Annotated in this window: 26 protein-coding genes; 10 read left to right on the forward strand and 16 right to left on the reverse strand. The window is 39.5% G+C overall.

Features of this window, described 5'->3' with window-relative positions:
- The first annotated feature begins 142 nt into the window (after positions 1-142).
- The gene (locus tag MKX82_RS16365; protein ID WP_341078462.1) at positions 143-2,371 is read left to right on the forward strand and encodes an alpha-galactosidase; all 2,229 of its coding nucleotides are present in this window, start codon (positions 143-145) and stop codon (positions 2,369-2,371) included.
- Positions 2,372-2,403: 32 nt separating this feature from the next.
- Positions 2,404-3,330 (forward strand): ROK family protein, encoded by a 927-nt coding sequence (locus MKX82_RS16370; RefSeq protein ID WP_341078463.1) that lies wholly within the window; start codon positions 2,404-2,406, stop codon positions 3,328-3,330.
- Between the two features lie 50 nt (positions 3,331-3,380).
- On the opposite strand, the gene MKX82_RS16375 is transcribed toward MKX82_RS16370, so the two are convergent.
- The 9 genes from MKX82_RS16375 to MKX82_RS16415 all read right to left on the reverse strand — a co-directional run bounded on the left by MKX82_RS16375 (position 3,381) and on the right by MKX82_RS16415 (position 10,874).
- Positions 3,381-4,388, reverse strand: a complete 1,008-nt coding sequence (locus MKX82_RS16375) for a LacI family DNA-binding transcriptional regulator (RefSeq protein WP_233316565.1) — start codon at positions 4,386-4,388, stop codon at positions 3,381-3,383.
- Positions 4,389-4,491: 103 nt separating this feature from the next.
- Positions 4,492-5,451, reverse strand: coding sequence for an acetylxylan esterase (locus MKX82_RS16380; protein WP_233316566.1), 960 nt, complete (start codon positions 5,449-5,451; stop codon positions 4,492-4,494).
- A 313-nt stretch (positions 5,452-5,764) separates the two neighbouring features.
- Positions 5,765-6,034, reverse strand: coding sequence for a hypothetical protein (locus MKX82_RS16385; RefSeq protein ID WP_341078466.1), 270 nt, complete (start codon positions 6,032-6,034; stop codon positions 5,765-5,767).
- Positions 6,035-6,052: 18 nt separating this feature from the next.
- Complete coding sequence (locus tag MKX82_RS16390) at positions 6,053-6,310, reverse strand: hypothetical protein (protein ID WP_341078469.1); 258 nt, start codon at positions 6,308-6,310, stop codon at positions 6,053-6,055.
- A 227-nt stretch (positions 6,311-6,537) separates the two neighbouring features.
- Entirely contained in the window at positions 6,538-7,941 is a 1,404-nt protein-coding gene (locus tag MKX82_RS16395) for a glycoside hydrolase family 1 protein (protein WP_233316568.1), read from the reverse strand.
- A 122-nt stretch (positions 7,942-8,063) separates the two neighbouring features.
- Positions 8,064-9,359 carry a PTS cellobiose transporter subunit IIC gene (celB, locus tag MKX82_RS16400; protein ID WP_233316569.1) on the reverse strand — a complete coding sequence of 432 codons (1,296 nt, stop codon included), beginning with the start codon at positions 9,357-9,359 and terminating at the stop codon, positions 8,064-8,066.
- Positions 9,360-9,391: 32 nt separating this feature from the next.
- Positions 9,392-9,724 carry a PTS lactose/cellobiose transporter subunit IIA gene (locus MKX82_RS16405; protein WP_233316570.1) on the reverse strand — a complete coding sequence of 111 codons (333 nt, stop codon included), beginning with the start codon at positions 9,722-9,724 and terminating at the stop codon, positions 9,392-9,394.
- Complete coding sequence (locus MKX82_RS16410) at positions 9,724-10,035, reverse strand: PTS sugar transporter subunit IIB (protein ID WP_237941875.1); 312 nt, start codon at positions 10,033-10,035, stop codon at positions 9,724-9,726. Before MKX82_RS16410 ends, MKX82_RS16405 begins: the two co-directional genes overlap by 1 nt.
- A 194-nt stretch (positions 10,036-10,229) precedes the next feature.
- Positions 10,230-10,874: a TetR/AcrR family transcriptional regulator C-terminal domain-containing protein gene (locus MKX82_RS16415; protein ID WP_233316572.1), complete on the reverse strand. Its 645-nt coding sequence runs from the start codon at positions 10,872-10,874 to the stop codon at positions 10,230-10,232.
- Between the two features lie 127 nt (positions 10,875-11,001).
- Here MKX82_RS16415 and MKX82_RS16420 point away from each other — a divergent pair, with 127 nt between their 5' ends.
- A complete protein-coding gene (locus tag MKX82_RS16420) occupies positions 11,002-12,498 on the forward strand; it encodes an MDR family MFS transporter (RefSeq protein ID WP_237941876.1) in 1,497 nt (498 codons plus the stop codon).
- 45 nt (positions 12,499-12,543) lie between these two features.
- Here MKX82_RS16420 and licT read toward each other — a convergent pair whose 3' ends face one another.
- Entirely contained in the window at positions 12,544-13,389 is an 846-nt protein-coding gene (licT, locus tag MKX82_RS16425) for a BglG family transcription antiterminator LicT (protein WP_233316574.1), read from the reverse strand.
- A gap of 364 nt (positions 13,390-13,753) precedes the next feature.
- On the opposite strand from licT, the gene MKX82_RS16430 reads away from it, so the two are divergent.
- Positions 13,754-14,839 (forward strand): histidine kinase N-terminal domain-containing protein, encoded by a 1,086-nt coding sequence (locus MKX82_RS16430; RefSeq protein WP_341078481.1) that lies wholly within the window; start codon positions 13,754-13,756, stop codon positions 14,837-14,839.
- Positions 14,840-14,886: 47 nt separating this feature from the next.
- On the opposite strand, the gene MKX82_RS16435 is transcribed toward MKX82_RS16430, so the two are convergent.
- The 5 genes from MKX82_RS16435 to MKX82_RS16455 form a co-directional block, all read right to left on the reverse strand.
- Positions 14,887-15,480, reverse strand: coding sequence for a nitroreductase family protein (locus tag MKX82_RS16435; protein ID WP_233316576.1), 594 nt, complete (start codon positions 15,478-15,480; stop codon positions 14,887-14,889).
- Positions 15,481-15,694: 214 nt separating this feature from the next.
- Positions 15,695-16,681: an LLM class flavin-dependent oxidoreductase gene (locus MKX82_RS16440; protein WP_341078482.1), complete on the reverse strand. Its 987-nt coding sequence runs from the start codon at positions 16,679-16,681 to the stop codon at positions 15,695-15,697.
- Positions 16,682-16,809: 128 nt separating this feature from the next.
- On the reverse strand, positions 16,810-17,703 hold the full coding sequence (gene gnd, locus MKX82_RS16445) for a phosphogluconate dehydrogenase (NAD(+)-dependent, decarboxylating) (protein WP_233316578.1): 894 nt from the start codon (positions 17,701-17,703) through the stop codon (positions 16,810-16,812).
- A gap of 139 nt (positions 17,704-17,842) precedes the next feature.
- Complete coding sequence (gene zwf, locus MKX82_RS16450; RefSeq protein ID WP_341078486.1) at positions 17,843-19,345, reverse strand: glucose-6-phosphate dehydrogenase; 1,503 nt, start codon at positions 19,343-19,345, stop codon at positions 17,843-17,845.
- Positions 19,346-19,700: 355 nt separating this feature from the next.
- Entirely contained in the window at positions 19,701-21,041 is a 1,341-nt protein-coding gene (locus MKX82_RS16455; protein WP_341078490.1) for a methyl-accepting chemotaxis protein, read from the reverse strand.
- A 198-nt stretch (positions 21,042-21,239) separates the two neighbouring features.
- Here MKX82_RS16455 and MKX82_RS16460 point away from each other — a divergent pair, with 198 nt between their 5' ends.
- From MKX82_RS16460 to MKX82_RS16470, 3 genes are all read left to right on the forward strand, one after another.
- Entirely contained in the window at positions 21,240-21,752 is a 513-nt protein-coding gene (locus MKX82_RS16460; protein ID WP_233316581.1) for a GNAT family N-acetyltransferase, read from the forward strand.
- Positions 21,753-21,803: 51 nt separating this feature from the next.
- Entirely contained in the window at positions 21,804-22,529 is a 726-nt protein-coding gene (locus tag MKX82_RS16465; protein ID WP_237941880.1) for an MOSC domain-containing protein, read from the forward strand.
- A 102-nt stretch (positions 22,530-22,631) separates the two neighbouring features.
- Positions 22,632-23,609, forward strand: a complete 978-nt coding sequence (locus tag MKX82_RS16470) for an NAD(P)-dependent alcohol dehydrogenase (RefSeq protein WP_341078494.1) — start codon at positions 22,632-22,634, stop codon at positions 23,607-23,609.
- A gap of 23 nt (positions 23,610-23,632) precedes the next feature.
- Here MKX82_RS16470 and MKX82_RS16475 read toward each other — a convergent pair whose 3' ends face one another.
- Positions 23,633-24,214, reverse strand: a complete 582-nt coding sequence (locus MKX82_RS16475) for a LysE family transporter (protein WP_233316584.1) — start codon at positions 24,212-24,214, stop codon at positions 23,633-23,635.
- A 114-nt stretch (positions 24,215-24,328) separates the two neighbouring features.
- Between MKX82_RS16475 and MKX82_RS16480 the strand changes: the two genes are divergently transcribed.
- The 3 genes from MKX82_RS16480 (at position 24,329) to MKX82_RS16490 (ending at position 25,734) form a co-directional block, all read left to right on the forward strand.
- The gene (locus MKX82_RS16480) at positions 24,329-24,883 is read left to right on the forward strand and encodes a helix-turn-helix domain-containing protein (protein ID WP_341078496.1); all 555 of its coding nucleotides are present in this window, start codon (positions 24,329-24,331) and stop codon (positions 24,881-24,883) included.
- Positions 24,884-25,012: 129 nt separating this feature from the next.
- Entirely contained in the window at positions 25,013-25,357 is a 345-nt protein-coding gene (locus MKX82_RS16485; RefSeq protein ID WP_233316586.1) for a hypothetical protein, read from the forward strand.
- 62 nt (positions 25,358-25,419) lie between these two features.
- Positions 25,420-25,734: a hypothetical protein gene (locus MKX82_RS16490; protein WP_233316587.1), complete on the forward strand. Its 315-nt coding sequence runs from the start codon at positions 25,420-25,422 to the stop codon at positions 25,732-25,734.
- Positions 25,735-25,746 lie beyond the last annotated feature (12 nt).

The following is a 25,746-nucleotide window of genomic DNA, read 5'->3' on the forward strand; positions in this document are numbered from 1 at the left end:
AGTTAAGTTAATGATACTTTCTATAAGATTACCGATTACTTAAATTAATTCAAATACTTATTGTCTTCCATATTTATAATTGATACAATCAAACATATAATGTTGTAAGGGTTTTCATTCCAAATGGCGAGGTGCAGTGATAATGGCAATCCATGTAAATCTAGAAACGAAGGAATTTCATTTGTGTAACGACAAAATCAGCTATATTTTCAGAGTGCTAGAGAAATCCAACCAGCTTGAGCATTTGTATTATGGAAAAAGAATTCGTCACCGTGCGTCTTTTAGGCATTTAATTGAAAGGGAGATACGGCCATCCTGCAATTTATTTGAACATGATCATACTTCCTCCTTCGAGCATATTAAGCAGGAATATCCGAGCTTTGGAACAACTGACTACAGGCAGCCAGCCCATATGATCACAGATAACATCGGCAGCAAGGTAACAAACTTTTGTTATGAAAGCTATAAGCTTATCAAAGGTAAACCAGCACTTGAAAACCTCCCTGCTGTGTATACAGAGGCAGAAGCCGAAGCAGACACATTAGAAATAACTCTTTACGACAGCGTGCTTCAGGCAAGTCTCATCCTCAGCTATACGATATTTCGTGATCGCAATGTTATTTGCAGAAGTGCGAGGTTCCATAATACATCTGGCAGTCCCTTCTTTCTCGATTCAGCGATGAGTGCATCTGTCGATTTGCCTGATGACCAATTCGAGATGATTAGTCTTGCAGGTGCATGGGCAAGAGAGGCACATATGGAAATCCGTCCTTTATCCCCCGGGATTCAATCGGTGTACAGCTCAAGAGGTGCAAGCAGTCATGCCCATAATCCCTTTGCCGCATTTAAGCGCTTCGACACGACAGAGCATACAGGGGATGTTTATGGTTTCAGCCTTTGTTACAGCGGTAATTTCCTTGCACAAGCAGAGGTTGATACATATGGAGTTTCCCGTATTATGATGGGCATTAATCCGTTCCAATTCAGCTGGAAGCTTAATCCTGGCGAAACATTCCAGACACCAGAATGTATTATGGTATATACAGATGAAGGCTTAAATGGAATGAGCCAAACATTTCATCAGTTATATCGCGAGCGTCTGGCGAGAGGTTATTGGCGGGATCGTGCCAGACCTATTCTTATTAACAATTGGGAAGCTACTTATTTTGATTTCAATGAAGAAAAGATTCTTTCTATAGCTGAAACAGCCCAAAAGTTGGGTATTGAGCTGTTTGTCCTTGATGATGGCTGGTTTGGCAACAGGAATGACGATACCTCCTCTCTTGGTGACTGGTTTGCAAATGATCAGAAGCTTCCCGGCGGTATTAAAGGATTGTCTGAGAAAATTAACCTACTGGGAATGAAATTCGGTTTATGGTTCGAACCAGAAATGGTATGTAAAGATACTAAGCTGTTTAAAGAACATCCTGACTGGATTATTGCAACACCTGGCCGCATGTCTTCACATGGGCGCAACCAATTTATTCTAGATTTCAGCAGAGATGAAGTGGTGCAGCATATTTTCAAACTCATGGATGAGATAATTGAAAATGCTGAAATTAGCTATATCAAATGGGATATGAACAGATACATGACAGAAGCCTACTCAACTAACCTGCCAATTGATCAGCAAGGAGAAGTGAGCCATCGCTACATCCTTGGTGTATACAAACTGTACGAGATGCTTCTGGCGAAATACCCAAAAATCCTGTTTGAATCTTGTGCCGGCGGAGGCGCCCGATTTGATCCCGGTTTGCTTTATTACGCACCGCAAGCTTGGGCGAGCGATAATACAGACGCTGTCGAGCGTTTAAAAATTCAGTATGGCACAAGCTTCGTCTATCCGCTCTCTTCCATTGGCAGCCATGTGTCTACTGTTCCAAACCACCAAGTTGGACGGATGACACCATTGGACACACGGGCGAATGTCGCTTACTTTGGCACATTTGGTTACGAATTGGACATAACCAAGCTTAACGATGAAGAGAAAGAAAAAGTCAAACAGCAGACTGCTTTCATGAAAGAACACAGAGACTTTATCCAAAAGGGAAATTTCCACCGTATATTATCACCGTTTGATTCCAACGAGGTATCTTGGATGGTTGTCGCAAACGATAAGAAAAAAGCAATTGTCGGCTATTATAAAATCCTCGCTAAGCCAAACGAACGTTATCACAGGCTTAAGCTGACAGGACTTGATCCTGACAAACTATATTCCATTGAAGGCAGAAACACACAGCATTATGGGGATGAGCTCATGAATGTCGGCATTCTGCTTTCCGAGGATTATACTGACCGTGCACAAGACTACTGGCAGCGGGAGAAGCCTAGCGACTTTGCTTCCTGCTTGTTTATCTTGACTGAAGCTTAAAATAAACAACTCGATTTTTAGGAGGACATCACATGACGAATTATATGGTTTTCGACGTTGGAGGCAGTATGATTAAATTCGCTGTTATGAAGGACGATGGCGAATTTATCGAAAAAGGCGAACTGCCAGTTTCCGACTCAGATTTCAGCCTGTTCCAGGAAACAATCATTGAGACAGTGCTGGAGAACAAGGTAAAGCATCACGTTGCAGGGATTGCCTTCAGCTGTCCAGGTGGAGTCGAAAGCGATACAGGCATTATCGGCGGTTCCAGCGCACTTCCCTGTATTCACGGACCTAATTTTAAAACCATTTTCAGTGAGGCGACAGGACTTCCTGTTGAGCTGGAAAATGATGCGAATTGCGCTGCATTAGGAGAAGTCTGGAAGGGTGCGGCAAAGGAAAACGAAAATGTGCTGTTTACAATCATTGGCACAGGGATAGGCGGAGCGATTATTAAAAACCGCCGCATTCATAAAGGCGCCAATCTCCATGGCGGAGAAATAGGCTATATGGTGCTGCAAGTAGTAAAGGAAGACGGAAAAACAGCCTTCCAAACATGGAGCCAGCTAGCTGCCACAGGCGCTTTAGTTAAAAATGTCGCCAAACGCAAAGGCATGAAGCCAAGTGAACTGAATGGAAAATTAATCTTCGAGAAAGCTGCAGAAGGGGATGAGATTTGCCTAGAAGAAATTGATGAATTTTATCTCCGCTTGGCGCAAGGTATTTATAATATCCAGTATGTGTACGATCCAGAAAAGATTATCCTCGGCGGAGCCATCAGCAATAGAGATGATTTGATTGAGCAAATCTACAAAAAAATCGATCTTCTGCTCGAATCTGTGCAGGCTGCAAAAATTAGACCAATCATTGAGTCCTGCCAATTTAAAAATGATGCTAACCTGCTTGGAGCACTATATCACTATTTGCAATGCCAAGCACCTGAATCGGTGGAAGCATAACAAAAAGAGGGGGTTTATAAGCGATAGCTTACAGACTCCCCTCTTTTTGTTTACTTAAGGCTTTTCACTGAATTGCGATGAATAATCTTGCCATTAATTAAGGTTCTGCCGTATTTTTCATTAGGATTATGAAGCTTTTCCATTATTATTTTTACAGCAGCCTTTGACATTTCTTTAATATTTACCTCAACCGTTGTGAGCAGCGGCTCCGTTAAAGCAGCGTAAATCGAATTATCAAAGCCGACAACTGAGCAGTCATCCGGTACTTGATAGCCGTTTTTTTGCAGGTTGTTAATCAGATTATAGGCAATCTCATCATTATTGCATACAAACGCTGTCGGCATGTCATCAGGAAAGCTTATATCAATATATCTGCCTCGCTCATCACGATCATTAATAATATAATCCTGCCTCAATTCAATTCGATGCTCTAACAGCGACTTGTAGTAGCCTAGAAATCTGTCTTGTATGCTGCTAGTCGCATATATGTTGCCGACATAGGCAATTTTTTTGTGGCCGTTTTCCACAAGGTAATTCGTTAATTCAAAACCGCCGAAGAAATTGTCTGTCAGCACAGAATCAATTTCGTTTTGATCTGTGTAAAAGTCTAAAAAGATTACAGGACTGTCAATCTTCTGTATCTCTTTCACATAATCGTTGCCGATCTGCCCAAGAATAATGAAGCCGTCGACCTTTTTCTCACTGTAGATTCGCGGCAATACTAGCTGGTCCTCATCCTCCTGACCCAAAATATAAAGGATGCCAGAGTAATGATAGCCATCAAGGATTCTTGTCAACATTTGATAAAATTGCAGATAGAATGATTGTGTCTTCCCTGTGAAGCGCTCTGGAATGACAATACCTAAATTGTAAGACAGCCCATCCTTGATTGACTTTGCATGTGTATTAAAACGGTAGCCCATCTCATCTGCCAATTGCTTTATTTTCTCTTTTAATTCTTCACTGACCCCATCTTTATCATTTAGCGCTTTGGAGACAGTCACACTGCTGACACCTAATTTATTGGCGATGTCACGCATCGTAACATTGCTTCTCACAAAAATTCCTCCGATATAAAATAGTTCTAACAACATAATACATTCATGGAAATACTATACTATAAGATTCGCATTTTCTACATCCAAAAGCAAATCATGCAGACTACATATCCGCAAAAAAGGCATGTACTTTGTCTCCTAATGTCCTTATATACTCATGGCCATACTCAAAATAGATCAGCATCTTCTTATCTGATTGAATTTTATTGTAGGCTGCAAATTGCGTAGAAGGCGGACAAATCTCATCCTCCATCCCTGTTGCCCACAATACATCCGCCTTGATTCTGTCAGCAAGATGCTGGATATCTATATACCCTAATTTTTCGAATACCGCTTCCTCCCGCTCATGATTAGGATCAATAAATTTGAAGTAATAATGAATTTCTTCATAAGCAGAACTCGCTATATCAAGCTCCCATGCCCTTTTAAAGTCGGAAAGAAACGGGTAGACAGCAGCTGTTTTCCTGATTCGAGGCTCAAGACTTGAACAAGCAACCGCCAGGGCTCCGCCTTGTGAGGCACCGTAAGCGCCAACTCTTGATTCATCAACCTTCTCCATCGCAAACAAAATTCTAGCTGCCTGAACCGTATCTAAATAAACATTGCGGTAATACAGTTTGGCTGTATCCTCTTCGTCTATCCCTCTGATGATATGCCCTTTTAATGTTGTGCCCTTTACTTGAAGAGTATCTTCAGAAAGCCCGCCTTGTCCGCGGCAATCCATCGCCAGAATCGTATAGCCTTCAGCAGCATAGCCGATTTTATCAATCCAGTCACCGCTGTTCACATGATAGCCATGAAACCAAAGCAAACCAGGACCTTTCTCTGTTTGCCCTTTTGGTCGGACAAGCTGGCAATGCACTTTCGCACCATTGATACCTGTAAAGTATAAATGATAACATTCTGCCACCCTGCTTTCGAATGCAGCTGGGATTAACTCGTATTCTAACGAGTGCTCATTTAATTCTTGCAGGCCTAAGTTCCAATAAGCATCAAAATCAGCTGGCTTTGGATTTATTCCTTTGTATTGATTCAGTGCATCCAAGGGCATATCGAATTTCATCAGGCATTCCTCCATTTTATTTTCGCGATTTTATGTATGCGTTATCATTTTGTTTAACTTAAACGATAACTTAATTATAAAACGTTATGAAGTTAACCGTCAATAGAGAGAAAGTTTCCTAGAATGCAAAATAAAAAAGTGATTTCTATGTGAAATCACTTCTGACTGCCGACAAACCTAGTGTTTTTAAGTTATTTTTATTTTAAAGCGGTTGAGAGTTCTCCGAAGTCTACGCTCGCTTTCCGCGGATAAGCACCGCTTCTCCGCAAACTTTCTGCTTCAAGGGGCCTTTTTTACTTCATTGTGCATTCTATTATTTTTTCCCTTTAAATCGCTCTAAAATATCATTTCCAAATAATATAGCTAGGATAAAACTACAAACATATAACTCAATATTTTTAGGCAAAAATTTCAATACCCATATAGACATCATAATAGTAGATATGGTTAGAAGATTAATTTTTTCCTCTTGTTTAAGTTTTTTTAAATTTGTCACCAATACAATATAGCCAATTGGTGGCGTAAGAATGCAAATGCAATATAGAAATTTTTTTCTTAAATACCAAGGAGATTTTCCCACCATGCAAATCCTTCCAATAAACTATATTTTATTAAAAATTAAATGGGAATAACCATCGTTAACGTTTTTGCAATTTCCGTTTGCCACCCAATTAGGCATACTAGATACCAATGTATTGATTCCACGGTATGCCTTATTTTCAATAGTATCAGTAACTCCTATAAAATTATTTGTTACTTTAATTAGAAGAAATACTTTAATAGCTTTTTTCCATTTCCTTATTGACTCTTTCATATCAAATAGTTTCTTTCTCTCCCTACCCAAATCCTTTGCGTTCACAAAAAGGTCATAATGTTTCGTAAGCTTGATTTCACAAATAAGTCATATTAAATTAGACCAAGGCTGGATATAAATTAATCACTTTAACATGTTATATTTTAATACCGGTCAATAAGATTAAAAGAACTTCCATTTATGACATAATACACCTGTTTGGATTTTAGGCTTAAAGCTAAAAAGCCCCAGTCGAATGTTTAATTCGACTGGGGCTTTGCTACTCAACCATATTAGAAGCCGTTATTTTCTGCGACTGTTTTAAACCATTGTCCACTCTTTTTAATTGTGCGTTCTCCGTCTTTTTCAAGATTAACAGACACAAAGCCATATCTGTTCTTGTAAGCATTTGTCCAAGACCAGTTATCCATGAATGTCCATAGATGATATCCTTTTACGTTAGAACCTTCCTCGATTGCTTGATGAACCCATTTAAGATGGCCTGAAATGAATTCAATCCGGTAATCATCCTGAATGATTCCATTAGGATCACGGAACTTTTCTTCTCCTTCAACACCCATCCCATTTTCTGAGATAAAGCATTCAATATTGCCGTAGTTATCTTTCAAATTAATAAGAATATCATATATTCCTTTTTCATAGATTTCCCAGCCGCGGTGAGGATTCATTTTTCTGCCTGGCATCACATAGTTATCAAAATAGCGATCTGGCATAAACGGAGCTTCTGGATTTGGAAGATGCTCTTTTGCTTTCACTCGTCTTGGCTGGTAGTAATTGACACCAAGCAAGTCGACTGTATTGTTGCGGATGATTTCCAAATCTCCATCCTCTATTTCAGGCATAAAGCCTTCCTCTTTAAGAATATCAACAAGCTCCTGCGGGAATTCCCCTTTCACAGACGGATCAAGAAACGATCTGTTAAAGAAAGCATCAGCAAGCACAGAGGCTTTTACATCTGCCGGATTTTGGCTGCGCGGATATGATGGTGTTAAGTTTAGAACGATACCAATTTTTCCATCTTGTCCTTGTTTTTTATAGGCTTGAATTGCTTTTGCACTTGCAAGTATTGTATGATAGCCGACTTGGACAGCCTTCTTAAAGTCTACTTCATTTGGATAGTGGAAGTCATACAAATAACCGCCTTCTACTGGAACGATTGGTTCATTATGAGTAAACCATTTTTTCACACGGTCCCCAAACAGCTCGAAGCAAGTGCCAGTATAAGCTACATATGCATCAACCACTTCTCTGTTTGCCCAACCTCCGATTTTCTGCAGTTCCATTGGCATATCGAAGTGAAACAAGCCGACAAATGGCTCTACGCCATTTTCAATGAATTCATTAATAACATTATTGTAGAATTCTACTGCTTTCGGGTTTATTTCTCCTTTACCCTCTGGGAAAAGCCTTGACCAAGAAATAGACATGCGGAAGGAGTTATGGCCAATTTCCTTCATTAGTTTAATATCTTCCTTATACTTTACATAAAATTGTGATGTATCTGATGGCCCAACTCCATCAAAAAAACGTTCTGGCTGTTGTTCGTACCAGTAATCCCATATATTTTGTCCTTTTCCGTCAACATTAGCTGCTCCCTCTGTTTGTGTTGCAGATGCAGCAGATCCCCACCAAAAATTATCTGGAAAACGATATTTCACTTCATTATTTACAGTCATTGCGTAATTCCCCTTTCAAAAACCTATCTAAGATGTATTGCTTATAGGAAAAAGCAGGAATACTGCGCTTTGCTGCCGCTAAAGCCAATACTCTGCTTCCTCCCTTCTACAATTGAGTTATATTAAGATGCTTTATTCATTTCTTCTTCTTCCTTCTTCACATTGACACGGTCAATGACTTTCAGGAATGGGAACCAGATTGCAAATACAATCGCCATATTGACAAGCTGCATCAGTCCTCCTGCAAGGGAGTTAGTAGCCATGATGCCGTTGATGAAGAATGGCACAGTCCATGGCACGGTAACGCCAGTAGGCGGCGGAACAATTCCAGTTGACATTGCAAAATAGGTTACTAATGTAACAATCATTGGCGAAATAATCCAAGGCACTACAATCAATGGGTTCATAACTATTGGCAAACCGAAGATAATCGGTTCATTTACGTTGAAAATACCAGGTCCAAGTCCAAGTTTTGCTACTTGCTTCATCTGCTTGCTCTTCATGAATACAAGGATTGCAAATACTACTGCAAGTGTCATACCTGTACCACCCATGCCGACTGTATAAATCTCCATGAACGGTTTTGAAATGATATGAGGGATTTCTTGTCCGCTCGTATATGCAGTCAAGTTTTCCACTTGAAGTGTGTTCCAAATTGGATCCATTACAGAGTTGATGATAATTTGACCATGAAGACCAAAGAACCATAGAATCTGAATGAAGAATACGGCAATAAGTGTCGGAATGATGCCGCTGCCCAAGCCTACAAGCGGTGCTTGAATTGCTTTATAAATAACATCATGCAGATTTGTATCGAAAGCTGCTGTTACAATAACATTCACAAGCAAGAAGAAAGTCAATGTAAGAACGGCAGGAATCAATGCTGCAAACGATTTTGCCACTGCTGGCGGTACACCAGGAGGCATCTTAATTGTGATATTCTTTTGCACGATTGTACGATAAATTTCACCGGCAATAAATGCTGTAATCATACCAAGGAACATGCCCTTCGCACCGAGGCGATCGACAGGAATAACCCCGGAAATAGCATCACCTGTCTCAGGCTGAACGACGAATGGCGTTAATAATAAGAAAGAAACAAGTGCGATTGCACCGCCAAACACAGCCTCCACATTATAGCTTTTGGACAGGTAATAACCGATACCAAACACGACGAACACAGACATGATGCCCATTGTTGCAGAGTTGGCAATTCCAAATAATGATTGGAAGGTTGCAATAGAATCAGCACTCATGAATTTTTTCAAGAATGGCAGGTTTGTCAGTACGACAAAAATGGAACCGAAAATTGTCAACGGAAATGACAGCATAAATGCGTCACGCAGAACAGTTAAATAACGGTTGTTATTTAATTTCCCTGCTATTGGCACCAAATATTTGCTTAATTTTTCAAACACAGGATTCTCCCCCTTTGGATATACAGTAATGTTTATAATTTCTTTTCTTTAAAAATTTCCAGCAATTCCTTAACAAGCTCCTTCATGGAAAGCGTAGACATTAAATGGTCTTCTGCATGCATTAGAAGAAGAGCGAATTCCACCTTGTTTCCAGATGCCTCCTGCTGAACAAGCTTAAAGTGAATTTCATGAGCAACACTTAAATCTGCCTCTGCCTGTACAAGCAGCTCGTCTGCTGCTTCCGGGTTACCAGAACGATACTCACGGAGTGCTTCAATGATTTTGCTTCTTGCATTGCCGCTGTGAAGGATAAGCATGAAATTGATTTGTTCTGCCGTTAATGTATTAACATCAATCTTTTCCATTACTTATCACCCATTAAAGCAAGTGCTTGTTCATACGCTTTTTTACCGTCTGCCAAGCCATATGCCATCATGTCGATAACATCTACTTTAATTCCATATTGATCTGCTGCTTTTTGAAGTTCACCCTTCAAGAAGCTCATTTGCGGCCCAATCAAAACTACATCTGCTTCAGCCATATCTTGCTTAGCTTTGTCCTGACCGACAGCCCAAATTTTTGCATCTTCTCCAACTGATTTTGCATGTTCTTCCATCTTTGTAACTAGTAAACTAGTAGACATTCCTGCACTGCAAGCTAGTAATATCTTTTTCATATCGATCATGCTCCTTTATCTTTTATATATTCTATTTCACTAAATCGTTTTCAAAAACCGCTTACATTTATTATTATAATCATTTAATACTATTTGTCTATACATTTAAAAAATAAAATGTAATCATTTTCATTATTTGAAAATAGACAAAAAAAAGATGCCAAGATGGCACCCTTCTGTAGTTCTCTTTCTTCCTATTGTATCTGCTGCAGTCCTTTTATCATCACCCGTAAACTTAATAGGAAGTCATCCTTTGACTTCAAACCTTCATTTGGCGAAAGGAAATGGTGATAAATATATGGAGCTTCTTCTTTTGAAATTTCGGCAATAGCTTGGGAGAACTTCTCTTGGATTGCTTCAAATCCAATTTCTTCAAGCAGTCTTTGCTGTTTTTGCTCGTCGAGTACGTATGCCGTCACATATGTATTGATATTGTTAACGGCCTGAAAAATTTTGTCCTCTTGCAAGCCTGCTCGGTGAAAAATGGCGAATGTCCTGTCAATCAGCAGCAACCGCTGCCTTGTTACAGGCAATGTATCCATCATTATTTCTGCTCCATCGGGAACAGACAATAATACTCTCCTTAATTCAAGGGAGAATAACTCAATTTCTTCCTCCCAGCTTTTGCATTCTTCCGGAAATTCAAATTGGCTTGATATGTATTCAGCAAGCAGCTGCAATAGCTCCTGTTTATTTTTTATATACCAATATAAGGCTGGGGCCTTTATTTTCAGCTTAGCTGCAACATTTCGCATCGTCACATGCGATAAGCCGTTTTCATGAAGCAGCTCAAGGGCCGCATCTGTTATCGTTTCTTTGCTGACATTTTTTCTCGTCATGAAAGTCACCTCTTATACTTATATTGTATATTATTTGTGGCAATAATTCTTTACTAACCTATTTAACCATGTTAAACTGCATATTGTTCATTTAACACTGTTAAATAAGAAAAGAGGGTTATACTGTATGTCTTCTAATCAGACAAAATTAGTTCCTGTTATGATTGCTTTAATGCTTGGTATTTTTGTTGCGTCTCTTGACAACACAATCGTAGCCACTAGCATGGGTTCCATTATCGGTGACTTAGGCGGAATGGATAAATATGTTTGGGTTACTTCCGCTTATTTAGTTGCAGAGATGGCAGGTATGCCGATATTCGGGAAATTATCAGATATGTATGGCAGAAAGAAGTTTTTTGTATTTGGAATTCTCCTATTTCTAGCTGGCTCTGTCCTTTGCGGAATGGCAGACTCGATGATACAGCTATGTATTTACAGGGCAATTCAAGGAATTGGCGGAAGCGCCTTGATGCCTATCGCTTTCACTATTATCTGGGATGTCGTGCCTCGTGAGGTCCGCGGTAAAATGAGCGGTATTTTCGGAGCTGTCTTTGGGTTATCGAGCATCGCCGGTCCTTTATTAGGATCCTTTATTACAGAGCAATTCGATTGGCGCTGGATCTTCTTTATTAACATTCCAATCGGAATTATCGCATTAGCATTAATCGTTATTTTTTATAAAGAATCTAAAACACATACGAAACAATTCATTGATTGGTTCGGATTCATATTTTTGCTCGGCTTTACAATAGCTTTAATGTTTGGACTGGAACTAGGCGGAGAATCCTATTCATGGATTTCATGGCAAATCATTTCCCTGTTTTGTCTATCTGCTGTCTGCTTTATCATCTTTCTTGTAGTGGAAAGATTGGCGAAAGATCCGATTTTGCCATTCAACTTATTTAAAGAACGTCTTTATACAACAACTGTATTAACAGGCATGTTTTACGGCGGTGTATTTATGGTCTCAACTATCTATATCCCCCTTTATATCCAAGGAGTAACTGGTGGAACGGCTACCAACTCAGGGCTGCTTCTTTTGCCAATGATGGTAACATCAAGTATTGCAGCAGCACTTGGCGGATCACTTGCCAATAAATTCAGCTATCGATCCATCATGCTTACTTCCGGAATCATCATGGCTGTCGGAACATATTTGTTAAGCACCCTTGAACCAAGCACACCACGCTTAGCTGTTACTATCTATATGATGGTAATTGGACTTGGAGTAGGACCGTCATTCTCGGTGCTTGGGATGGCTGCGCTGCAGAAAGCTTTACCGCAGCAGCGCGGAATTGCCAGCTCGACAAGCAATTTTCTCCGGTCACTTGGCATGACACTGGGAATTACTGTTTTCGGAGTAATTCAAAGAAACAGCTTTACAGACGGACTTCCGGCAGCAATGCAGGAAGGAGCAGGCAGCGCAGAAAGCGGAAGTATTCTCTCACCTGAAGCAAGAGCACATATCCCTGCAGATATTCTGAAGCAGATTACAGATGTACTCGCAGACTCAATCAGCACAACTTTCCTGTGGACCTTTGTTCCCCTGCTGCTGTCATTTGTGTTTATCCTGTTCATGAGCAAAGAAAAAATTACCGATTCGAAATTAAATCAACAAGGCTAAAAAGCAGAAAGGGACCACTGTACAGAAACAGTGGTCCTTTTGCTGTTAAATCTTTTTCTCTCTTATTGACACTCGGTGGATATGAATCATGAAGTAGGCAAGCTCATCCTTCGTCATTTTCATGGAATATTCCTTTTCCAAGTAATCGGCAACCTTCATTGTACATTTATATGCTTCGGCATATTGTCTTTTGACTTGGTTATAAAGAGCGTCATTATGCTCATCATTTATTTCTCCGCGCAGCATACGGTAGGCAAAATAGCGCAAATGTGTAACGAACCGGCTGTAATTGACTGATTCCTCATTAAAGTCTATTCCATAATGATATTTAACGATATTCGTCACATCTTTAACGATATTTGTCATCGTTACGGTTTCTTCCAAGCCAGTATTATCTTGCCTTGCATTAAAGATATGCAGTGCGATGGAGGCAACCTCATCTTCCGGGAGCTCCATACCTGTTCTTTCCTTAATCAGTCCAAGAGCAATGCGGGCAACATGATATTCGGCTTTATAAAACTTCTTCACTTCCCACATTAATGCGTTTTTGATGGGGATGTCATTTTTAATTCTCGTAATGGCAAAGTGGATATGATCCGATAACGATAAATACAACGAATCGTTCAGCTCTGTATGCAATTCCCTCTCTGCAAGCTCAATAATGTCTTTTGAAAGTGACATAATCTCATAAGGAATTTCATTTAAAAGCTCAGAAAGCTTGGCCGCGAAGTTTTCCGAAGGCGAGACAAATACCTTTTGCACTTTCTCTTCATCTATTTCATCTCCGACCTTTTTCTGAAATGCAAGTCCCTTGCCCATCACTACCATTTCCGTAGAATTAAGGTCTCTAGTCAAAGCGACGTTATTATTAAATACTTTTAAAATTTTCATTCTAATCACTTTTCCTTCGAATTTTATCATAAAAAAACCCGAACCAAATAAACTCATAGATAAACTGCTTTGCTCCATAAGTTTAGTTGATTCAGGTTTTGCCTGCCTAACAGTAACAATCCTTACTAAACCTATTATAGATGATAACGTTTTCTATTGCAAGAATATTATGCATCAATATTACTAGAAAAAACCGCTTTTTCCCTTCTAAATTATTCCACTAATCATTTAGAAGAACGCAAAAAGAATTTCAAAAAGGTATTTCTTTTGGTGCGTCGAATAAGTTACTTAAAACAATCATTATCCTTAAAAAAAAGCAAAGTGAGGGTTTGTTTTGCTAATAAACGACCAACAAAATAAGCTTATGTTATTTCTAATAGAACACCAGTCTACATTTATCAATGAATGGATTAATATGTCCGTCATTGAAAACGATGATCCTCATAAGGCGGAAATTGAGAAAAATGCTGTGACGATGTATGGACTTCTCATAAAGGCATTGTCAGATACTTATTCCGAAGCTGAGCTCCAAGAGTTTGCCTATAAGGTTGGCAAACAACGGCTTGAAGCCGGCATTAATATTGGCGATTTCATCTTTAACGTAAATACAGGCAGAAGCATTCTGATTAAATATTGCTTTCAGGCACAGCTGCCGCACCATGAATTAGAATCTTTCGTCAACAATCTAAACAGTCTATTTGATTCTTTCTGCTATCATGCAGTGAAAAGGTACACCCAGCTAAAAAATCGGGAACTGCATACGAAAACTAAATATATCAATGAAAACCATATGGATAAGCTTGCGATTCTTGGACAAATTTCCTCCAGCTTTGTTCATGAATTTAGAAACCCCCTTACAGCCATAATCGGGTTCAATAAAATCTTGCGCGACGAATACCCTGATTTAAAATACTTGGATATTATTCAACATGAACTGAACGAATTGAATTTCAGAATTACACAATTTCTTCATACCTCCAAAACGGAAATCGTTAAAAAAGGGAAGGAGAATGTTGCGATTGATCTGCTTTTTGATAATTTAAAGCAGCTTTGCTATGCGAGCACAGTTGATAACAAAATTAATCTGACAATCGATAAAGCGAAGCCGCTCTTCCTTTATACGTTTAAAGACGAATTAAAACAGGTGTTGCTCAACCTGATAATGAATTCAATTGATGCATTAAAGCAAAGGTCCTCCAGCAGAGAATTAAGGATAAGCACCACAAAGAATGCTAAAGAAGTAATCTTTGTTATTTCCAATAATGGCCCGATGATTGAAGAGGAAAACACAAAGACTATTTTCGAACCGTTCTACACAACAAAAGAGCTTGGGACAGGGATTGGCTTATTCGTATGTAAACAAATTATTGAAAAAATCGGCGGCACTATTTATTGTAAGTCTGACGAGAATTGGACCTCTTTTTTCATTCATCACCCGATATCATCTTAAAGTAAGAAGCAAAAAAGTGTGCAGAGACTCTGCACACTCTTCTTTTATTATTTGTAGAATTTCACACGATCTTCTAATGGCTTGAATTCTTTTTCACCTGGTTGTGCAGTTGGTTTACCGAATGGCATTTGAGCGATAAGCTTCCATGTAGAAGGTATATTCCACTCTGCTGCAACAGCTTCGTCAATCAATGGGTTGTAGTGCTGCAAGGATGCACCAAATCCAACCTCTTCAAGCGCTGTCCAAATTACTAATTGATGCATTGCATTTGTTTGGTTTGCCCATACTGGGAAGTTTTCTGCATACAATTCAAATGCTTTTTGCAAGCCTTCAATAACTTCTTGGTCTTCGAAGAACAATACTGTTCCGTAGCCAGCCTTAAAGCTGTTCAGCTTTTCTTCTGTTGATGCAAAGTTCTCTGCAGGTACAATTTTCTTTAGCTCTGCTGCTGTAATATCCCAAACTTTATCATGATTATCGTTCAAAAGAACAACCACTCTTGTGCTTTGAGAATTGAAAGAAGAAGGAGTATGAAGTACTGCTTCATTCACAATTTGTTGAATTTTTTCATCAGATACAACCTGTTCTTTGCTGATTGCATAATAAGAACGGCGGTTTTTAATTGTTTCTAAAATACTCATTTTGATTACCCTCCAAAAGTTATTTCGTTACTACCTTTAACTATGTAAATGTAAATAACGGTTATCATTCATAATTACTCAGCGAGATATCTCAACATAACATATCTCTACTTCAAGATAAAATTATTATAACACTCTAGAAAATAATGTCAACTTTTTCTTCTTACAGACAGAAAAAACCTGAAAAAATTTTTCTTTCAGGTTTTTTACTCCCTTAAAAGTCTATTTCTGCCAACAGTTCATAAGATCTCACCTTATCTTCAAACTCGTAAACATTAGTCAAAACCATAAATTCCTCTGTGTTATAAAGCTCACTAAGACGAAGAAGCTCTGACCGAACAGTTTCTTTAGTACCGATAATCATTCTCCGGCGATTTTCCTTTATCGCTTTTTTATCGTCTGGTGACAGAACTTTGCGGTTAACCTGTTCCGGACTGAGAATTTCTGCATTCGCTTCCCCTTTACCAAGTGCCAGCAGCCATAAATCTAGACTCGCAGCCATTTGTTCTGCTTTTTCAGTAGTATCTGCACATATAACAAAAGTGCAAATATTGGCTTTCGGCTTGCTTGCATGAACAGACGGCTGGAAATATTTGTAATAATAATCCATTGCCCTTCTTCCATTCAATGGTGCAATGAAATGACCAAAGGTAAAAGCTAACCCCAGTTCTGCTGCTAGTCTTGCACCGCGATGGGACACTCCAAGCATCCACATTTCAGGAAAGCTTTCATGAACAGGGTAAGCAGTAACAGTATGCTTATCCTGTTGATTTCCGACAATGAATTTCTGCAAATCCTGCACTTGCCTTGGGAATTCATTTAAGCTTTTCCGAATGCCATCCGTTAAGGCTAGCCGTGTCTCAGGAGATCCTCCTGGGGACCTGCCAATTCCTAAATCGATACGATTTGGATACAAAGCTTCGAGCACCTTAAAGTTCTCTGCTACTTTATAAGGACTGTATTGGGGCAGCAGTACACCGCCTGAGCCTACTTTAATGCGCTTTGTCTTTGCGGCTAGATGGGAAATCAGCACTTCTGGTGAGGTGCCTGCAATGCCGTTCGCATTATGATGCTCTGCCACCCAAAAACGTTCAAATCCTAGTTCTTCCGTTATTTGTGCTAATGCTGCTGTATTCTTTAAGGCAGTATGAGCTGTCGACCCACTGCTGATCACGGATTGATCTAATACACTTAATCTCAATCTCCCTGCTCCTCCGATCAACTTTTATTTGCTTCTATTATTATAAACTGATTTGCAGGGATATACTTAAAACGTGCTCATGTAAAAAAAACCCTTAAGCAGGCCTGCTTAAAGGTTTAAACTTTTTCTTATTTCTTTTCGACCGCATGCCCGCCGAACTCATTGCGAAGTGCCGCTACAACTTTACCTGTAAATGTATCGTTCTCAAGTGAACGGTAGCGCATTAGAAGCGACATGGCAATAACAGGAGTTGCTGCTTGTAAATCAAGTGCTGTTTCAACTGTCCATTTTCCTTCTCCTGAAGAATGCATAATCCCTTTAATCTCATCTAATTTAGCATCTTTAGAGAATGCATTCTCTGTCAATTCCATCAGCCATGAGCGAATAACAGAACCGTTGTTCCAAACCTTTGCAACCTTTTCATAATCGTAGTCGAATTCACTTTTCTCCAGTACTTCAAATCCTTCTCCGATAGCTGCCATCATGCCGTATTCAATTCCATTATGGACCATTTTCAAGAAGTGTCCGCTGCCGGCTTTACCAGCAAAGAAATAGCCATTTTCAACAGCAGTATCACGGAATATCGGTTCAACTACATCCCATGCAGCTTGATCGCCGCCAATCATGTAGCATGCGCCGTTTCTTGCTCCTGCCATACCGCCGGATGTACCAACATCCATAAAGTGCACACCAAATTCCTTCAGCTCATTATATCTGCGGATTGATTCTTTGTAATGGGAATTTCCAGCCTCAATTACAATATCTCCTTTAGCTAATAATGGAGCCATCTCACCTATTACAGAATCGACCACATTATGAGGTACCATAATCCAAAGCACTCTCGGTGTTTCCAATGATTGAACAAGCTCTGTTAAGCTAGTCGTTCCATCCGCACCATATTCCTTCATTTCGGATACAGCGCTTGGATTTAAATCGAAGGCTGAAACTTGATGTTTATTATCCAATAAATTTTTCCCTAAATTTAGACCCATCTTCCCTAAACCAATTAAACCAACTTTCATTATTAAACCCCTCCTGATTAACTGTGAAAAAAATGTATTATTACGAAGCCTAACATATTGGCAATGTTTGAAACCTTATACGAACAATGTGAGACAGTTGATAATACCTATATCATGTTCCAATTCCAATGCCGCTATGTTATGTCATCGAAACTAATTTACTTAAGCTTTCCGGCTTGCTGTCCAACCACCATTTATATCCATTTTCGGCAAGCAGTTTATCAGATGCTTCTGGTCCATTTGAGCCAGCTGGATAGAAATGAAGCGGAACCTCATTTTGTTCAAATGCATCTAAAATCGGCTGTACCCATTCCCAAGATAATTCCACTTCATTCCAATGAGCAAAGAAAGTAGAATCTCCCTTAATTGCATCAAAAATCAACCGTTCATATGCCTCTGGAACGTCTTTTGGAACATCTGAGAGATCAATTTCAACCTGATCCATTTTTCCATTTTCGAATGGGCTCTTGCTGTTAAGTGTTAATTTAATATTTTCATTCGGGCTGATTTCAATAATCAACAGATTAGGTGCAACTTGATCCTTTTTCTCTTCATAGAGATTTTTAAGGGTATCCTTGAATTCAATGACAATACGGGTTGATTTTTCCTGCATCTTCTTCCCTGTTCTAATATAGAATGGGACCCCTTCCCACATCTCATTGTCAATCCAAATCCGCGCTGCTATAAATGTATCTGTATGAGAATTTTCTTTAATATTCGGCTCATCTCGATAGCTCACAGAAGCTTGGCCATTCACTTCGCCACTGCTGTATTGTCCCCTGACAATATTTTCGGCAATATCCTCTCCCTTGACTGGACGAAGAGCTTCCATTACTTTTCGCTTCTCTGCACGAATTTGCTCTGGACCTACCTTTTCTGGAGTATGCATAGCAGTCATCATCAGCATTTGCAGCATATGGTTTTGCACCATATCACGAAGAGCACCGACATGATCGTAATAGCCAGCCCTTTCTTCTACTCCTACCATCTCACTTGCTGTTATTTGGACATTTGCAATATGCTGTTTATTCCATAATGCCTGCAAAACAGGATTCGCAAATTCCAATGCTTCAAGATTTTGAACCATAGGCTTCCCTAAATAATGGTCAATGCGATAGATTTCTTCCTCTTGGAATGCTTTACTCAATCTCTCATTCAACTCTCTAGCTGACGCAAGGTCATGACCGAATGGCTTTTCAATAATCAATTTCTTCCATCCAGCCGTATTACCCAAACCGCTTTCCTTCAGGTTTAAGGCGATGAGATCAAAGAACTCTGGCCCAACAGACAGATAGAACATGCGATTTTGTGGTATGTTCCGTTCAGCTTCCCGCTTTTCCACCTTTTCCAACAGTGTTTGATAATCCTCTATTTTCGTTGCATCCAGGATGCTGTAACGGAAGCTTTCAATAAATGCCTCCAATTGTTCTTCGTCCGCAGCTTTTCTTCTCGAAAAAGTTTCGATTGAGTTTCGCACATGCTCTTGGAAAGTAGCATCCGTGAATTCTTTTCTTCCTAATCCGAAAACGGAGATGGCCTGCGGCAGCTTATTGTCTAAATATAAATTGAAAAGTGCAGGATATATTTTTCTCTTCGCAAGATCACCTGTCGCACCAAACAACACAAATGTCATTGATTCCATCACTTAAACCTCCATATCTAAAACCATTGATTGGTTATATGAGTTACTTTTTATTACCTTAGTTATTTATCATAACAATAATAAGCCTGTTAGTTTTTCATGTCAATTACAACAACTTCGCTACGCGAAGTATTTTCCCCAAACGGACACTTCCTCATTCTTGGTAAGATATTGCTTACTTATCAAGTATTATTAACAAATAATTCCCATTAGAAATTAAAGGAAGTTTTTTTACGGCAAAATGAAGCTGCTTTCTAACATAGTTTCCGTTTAAGTCACTTTTTTAATAATGGTTATTAATAGTAACAATTTATGTACAATATAAAAGAACGGCTTTTAGGAGCCGCTCTAATCATTATTTGTCTTTACTCTTAACTTTAAATTTATTTACCTCTGCAGTTAATTCTTCTGCGAGCATTTGCAAGTCTTTTGAAGAGGCAGCAATCAGCTCTGTGGATGCTAGCTGTTCTTGACCTGAAGCAGATATTTCTTCTGTATTAGCAGCAAATTCCTCGGCTGTGTCCGTCATCTGCTGGATTTGCTCTGAAATACCTCTCGATTTGCTATTTATTGAATTTATATGAGCAGCTGTCTGCTTGAAGTTATGAACAATCCCGTCATAGGTGATTTTAATGTTAGTGAATGCTTCTTCCGTTATCTTTAATGCATCTTTTTGCTCATCAATTAAAGTATGTGCTTTATTAATATGTGAAACAGCTTCGTTTGTTTTTTCTGTTGTATCATGAATAATACCTGTAATTTCCTTCGCTGCTCTTGAGGATTCCTCGGCTAGATTTCTGATTTCCTCGGCTACTACACCAAACCCTCTGCCAGCTTCTCCTGCTCTTGCTGCTTCAATGGCTGCATTCAGTGCAAGCAAGTTCGTCTGTTCCGCAATATTCCTAATGACTGCTACGAAATTGCCAACTTGTCCAATCATTGTGCTTAATTCATGGATAGAGGATGTTGCTTCTGCTGACACAGAGATATTTTCATCCATCTTATTGCCTTGCAGTTCAACAGTGTTTTGACCTTCGACAATCGAATCAATGGATGCTGCTGCCTTATCGGCACCTGCAGAAGCCTCCGTCGTTATAGTTTCCATCAGACCGACCACCTCAAGCAATGTCGAGTTCACTTCACTTATTGTTTGAGCTTGACTATTGTTTCCAACTGCAATTTCTTCAATAGTTGCCACTACTTGATTAATATTTCTCGCATTTTCCTCTGTGTTTTTCGTAAGACTGCTCGAATGAGCTGCAACTGTTGACGAAACATACTTCAATTGAGTTGCCATTGACTTTAGCGAATTTCTGGTTTCAAGCAGGGCTCTTGCCATTTCTCCGGTTTCATCCTTTGATGCAAGTGTACGGCCAAAAATACTTTCATCCTCACTCAATTCAAGCTCTGATGTTTTTTGGGCTATTTCTGTCAGTTGGACAATTGGCTTCGAAATCAATTTCCCTAAGAAGTAAGACAAGATAACACCAAGCACGATAGAAACGGCAAGTCCTATGAGTACTTGCGTTGGCGGCAAATGGCCAAGCAGCCCGCTTTGCGCTTGCTCAGCACCTGTTCCCTCTGTATTGCTTCCTTGGCTGCTGCTCATAAAGAGTGAGGCACAAACATTGATCGCTGCCACAAACATCGAATTAATTAATGATAATATAATAATTTTTGTAGATATCTTTTTCACAGTAATTTCCCCTAATCTTTTTATTGTCGGTTTGTTATAGGACTTACTATAGAAGAGAAATCTTAAAATTCCCTTAAGCTAGTTATAAACTCCTGAATAAAAAGACCTGCAACTAACTTTTTTTCTTATAATCCTGTTTTTTTGTTATAGTTAATGAAATAAACTTTTTAATAGCTTAATACAGGAGGGTAACAAATCGTGATAAGACCTATTCAAGAAAAGGATTTGCCCCAGATTCTAAACATCTATAATGATGCAATCCTTAATACAACTGCAGTGTATACATATAAACCAGATACTTTAGAAAACAGACGCATATGGTACGAACAAAAGATGAAAGACGGCTATCCGGTGATTGTGTATGAACTTGACGATAAGGCAGTTGGTTTCGCAACCTTTGGACCATTCCGAGCTTGGCCTGCTTATAAGTACTCTATCGAACATTCGGTATATGTTGACAATAATTATCGAAGAAAGGGTATTGGCGCAGCACTATTGAAGGAGATTATCTCAATTGCTACTGAAAAGGAATATGCCACATTGATTGCGGGTATAGATGCAGCGAACGATAAAAGCATAGCATTGCATGAGCATTTCGGTTTTGTCCACTCAGGCACGATTGAGAAAGCTGGTTTTAAATTCGATAGATGGCTGGATCTTGCTTTCTATCAATTACACCTGCCAGGACCAAATAATCCAGTCGGCGAATAAGACATAATAACAGGCTTTTAGGATAAAAATTCTTAAATGGAGGTTAAGTCCATGTTAATAGGTCATATTGAAGAAATTGTCCGTCATCCTGTCAAATCCTTTCGTGGCGAAAGTGTACAAGCAACAAATGTGATGGAATACGGCTTGTATGGGGACAGGAGTCACACTTTTAGAGATGACACAAGAAACGACAAATATTTAACCATCACGCAATTTCCAGAGATGGTCCGTTATGCAGCCAAATTTGCAGGCGTGGAATCGACTCAAGAGTACCCAAAAGTGGAAATAACAACACCTGAAGGAAAAGTGTTGGAATGGGGAGACCCAGCTCTTCTCTCTGAACTGGAGGAGAAATCCAAACGAAAGGTTTCTTTTTTATCCTATACACCTGAGAATGTCCCACTAGGAGCCATTGAAGAGGAGCATATTCAGCTTGTGACAGACGCCTCCCTTGATAAACTCCATGAGCTATGGGGAGAATCAGTTGATCAGCGCCGCTTCCGTCCTAATCTTGTACTTTCTTTGAAGGACAAGATTCCGTTCATTGAAGAAAGCTGGTTCGGCAAACAGATAAAAATCGGCTCAGAGGTCGTACTGAGATTGAACAGGCATTGTGAAAGATGCATGATTATTACAGTGGACCCTGACAGTTCAGAAAAAGCTCCTTCTCTTCTTAAAACCGTTTATAAGGAAAGAAAAAATAATTTTGGCATCTATGCTTCTGTAATTAAAACAGGAAAAATTCATGTTGGAGATGAAATATATTTGGTTGATTGAAGGCTAACAAACTGCATCTATCTAAAAGATGCGGTTTTTTTGTGTCTTTCCTTCCAATCCTGTTCATATCTTTAATTGATTATGTCTAAGGGAGGGAAATGAATGAAAGCCATTGTTTCAAACAAATATGGTACACCAGATAGTCTCCAATTATTAGAAGTAGAACGAGCTGTTCCTAAGGAAGGGGAAGTGCTTGTAAAGATTCAAGCTGCCTCTCTCAATTACGGCAATCTTGTTTTACTGAGTGGCACTCCCTTTCTTGCCCGCTTCGCCTTCGGTTTGTTTAAACCAAAATATACGATTCCTGGGGGAGATATTGCAGGGATTGTGGAAGCTGTTGGCATGGGAGTTACACAATTTAAGAAGGGAGATGAAGTATTCGGCGATCTTTCTCAAAGTGGTTGGGGCGGCTTTGCAGAATATGTCTCAGTTTCAGTCAAAGCATTGGTACATAAGCCAGCAAATATCTCCTTTGCGGAGGCTGCAGCTGTTCCGATGGCAGGAACGACCGCATTACAGGCGTTGCGACATAAGGGAGTAATTCAGCCAGGGCAAAAGGTGTTAATTAATGGGGCATCTGGCGGTGTAGGCACCTTTGCTGTGCAAATCGCCAAAGCATTTGGTGCAGAAGTTACAGGTGTATGCAGCACTGGAAATGTGGAGATACTCCAAGCAATTGGTGCGGATCATGTTATTGATTATAACAAGGAAGATTTTACTCAAAGCTCCGACAAATATGATCTTATCCTTGCAGTAAATGGATATCAGCCAATTCTTTCTTATATGCGGGCATTGAAGGACCATGGTAGATATATTATGGTCGGCGGCCAAGGGAAACAGATGAGTGAAGCCATGATGCTTGGTCCTTGTCTTTCCGTCACAAGCAGTAAAAAGCTGGGCAATATGCTGCAGCGGGCAAACCAGGAAGATTTGCATTTACTCAAGGAGCTTCTTGAAGAGGAAAAGCTGCAACCGATTATTGATAAACAATTTAAGCTGAGCGAAGTACCTGAAGCATTTCGGTATTTTGCAGAAGGTCACGCCAAGGGAAAAGTTGTTATTACAATGTCAGAAGACTAGAGAACGCTGCAAAGCGTTCTCTTTTAAAAAAAGATGGAAATAGCACTGTAAACAAGCAGCAATGCCATCACGATATTGAACTGGCTCTTATATTTGGACAAGAACCTTTGAAACATGCTGCCAAACAAACTCCAGCTGAATGTGCTTAAAAACCCAACAAAAGCAAGTATCACAGCAAACAGCAGCAAACTAAGCTGAGATTGATAGTATGGAAGAATAAATGTTGCGATGACCGTTATCCCGTACAGTATCCCTTTTGGGTTAATGAACTGCAGCAGCATTCCTGCCAGGAAGCTGTTATTCTTGTCTTCTTCCTTTTCACCTCCATTATCCTTGCTGGAAACAATTTTATAGGCTAGATACAACATATAGACTGCACCAAGTATCGTCATTACAAACTCAATCTTAGGCATAAAGCTTTTCAGCATTAAATTAAAATAGCTGCAGATAAGCATAATCACAAAGAAACCGGCACTTACACCTGCACAGAAGCCAATGGTTTTCTTCAGCCCATATTTGTTGGCAAAAGCCATTGCCATTATATTATTAGGGCCAGGAGTAAAACTAGTTACAGTCACGTACAGCAAAAACGATAACAACGGCATACTTTTTCTCCCCCTTTATATGTATGTTATAATGTTCATATTAGACAATATAACGATTTACGTTTTATTGTACAATATGGTCGCTATATTGTACATATGACAGGAGTGTTTTTTATGGAAGAAATTCAGCTTATTTTGGCAAAAAACTTAAAAGCGATTCGGGAAAAGAAAAAGCTTAGTCTTGAAAAAACCGCAGACTTGACCGGAGTAAGCAAAACGATGATTGGCCAGATTGAAAGAGGGGAATCTAGTCCAACACTTAATACTATTTGGAAAATCGCCAATGGCTTGAAAATCTCCTTCACCTCTCTTATTCAGCACCAGCAGCCTGAAGCAAAGGTTGTAAAAAGAGACGAAGTGCAAGTCCTATCAGAGGATGATGGCAAGTACAACATCTATCCTTACTTTCCATTTGAAGAAGATAAACGCTTTGAGATTTACTCAGTAGAAATCAAAAAGGGCGGCTATTTAAGTGCCGAGGCACATCAGGAAGGTACGGTAGAGTATATTACCGTTTTTGATGGAGAGCTGACAGTTCGGGTAAATGACAATGATTACTTAATATCTGCCGGTGACTCCATCCAGTTTAATGCAGACAAACCTCATACGTATCATAACTCAGGAGATAAGCTGACAAAGCTCAGCATGACTATATACTATCCTGGATAACCTAGCCGCCTCCTTATTGGGATGCGGTTTTTTAACATAAAATCCATGCTTGTCCTCCTACAGCTACCCATGTCATTCTTTATTACTTGAATAAAATGATAAGTGAATAATGAAAAAGGAGGATTTCTTATGAGCAAAGTATGGTATCCAGGTGAAGGGGATAATGACCAAAGCAATAAATCCAAATCTCGTTCTGGTGACAGTGACAGCCGCTCTGATGCGAATGTGGATTTCGAAAGTGACAATCGCTTAAAATCAGACACAAATGTAGACAACGACAATGATTTAAAAAACATCGACAAAAATACGAATGTCGCTAAAGTCAGCCGTTCTGGCAATGCAAAAATTGATCTTTGCATTGATGTTGAATCTGATTCAAAAGCTCGCGTTCGTTCTCGTTCAAAAGCGAATGCTGATTCTGATCAGGATCAGGACAACGATCAAGACAACAGCCAAGATCAAGACGAAGATTAATAATTGTGAGACGAGAATGGTCAAGCCCATTCTCGTTCTTTCGCAGTAAAGGAGGGGTAATCATGTATCCAAACCGCAAGCCAAGAGGCAGAGATAACATGAACTATGAGTTTCGCAACAACGGTCATACAGAGCTTGATGCGAATGCGGCGCAAATTGGGGAAAGCGGAAACTCAGATGTAGATGTTTATGTAAATGTTGAGGTTAATACAAACCCGATTGCCTACGCAATGCTATGTTCCTTATTGGCTACTAGACAAATAACAAGACCAGAATTTGATGAAGCAATAAAGCATTTAGACAGACTGATGAAAGAAACAAACAACAGCAATAACAGTACAGGAAGACTGCAAGGTCCTCCGCCGAGAAACCGCTAATGAATATCTCAT

Origin of the sequence: Niallia sp. FSL R7-0271 (assembly GCF_038005785.1) — a bacterium.
Classification (GTDB): Bacteria; Bacillota; Bacilli; order Bacillales; family Cytobacillaceae; genus Niallia.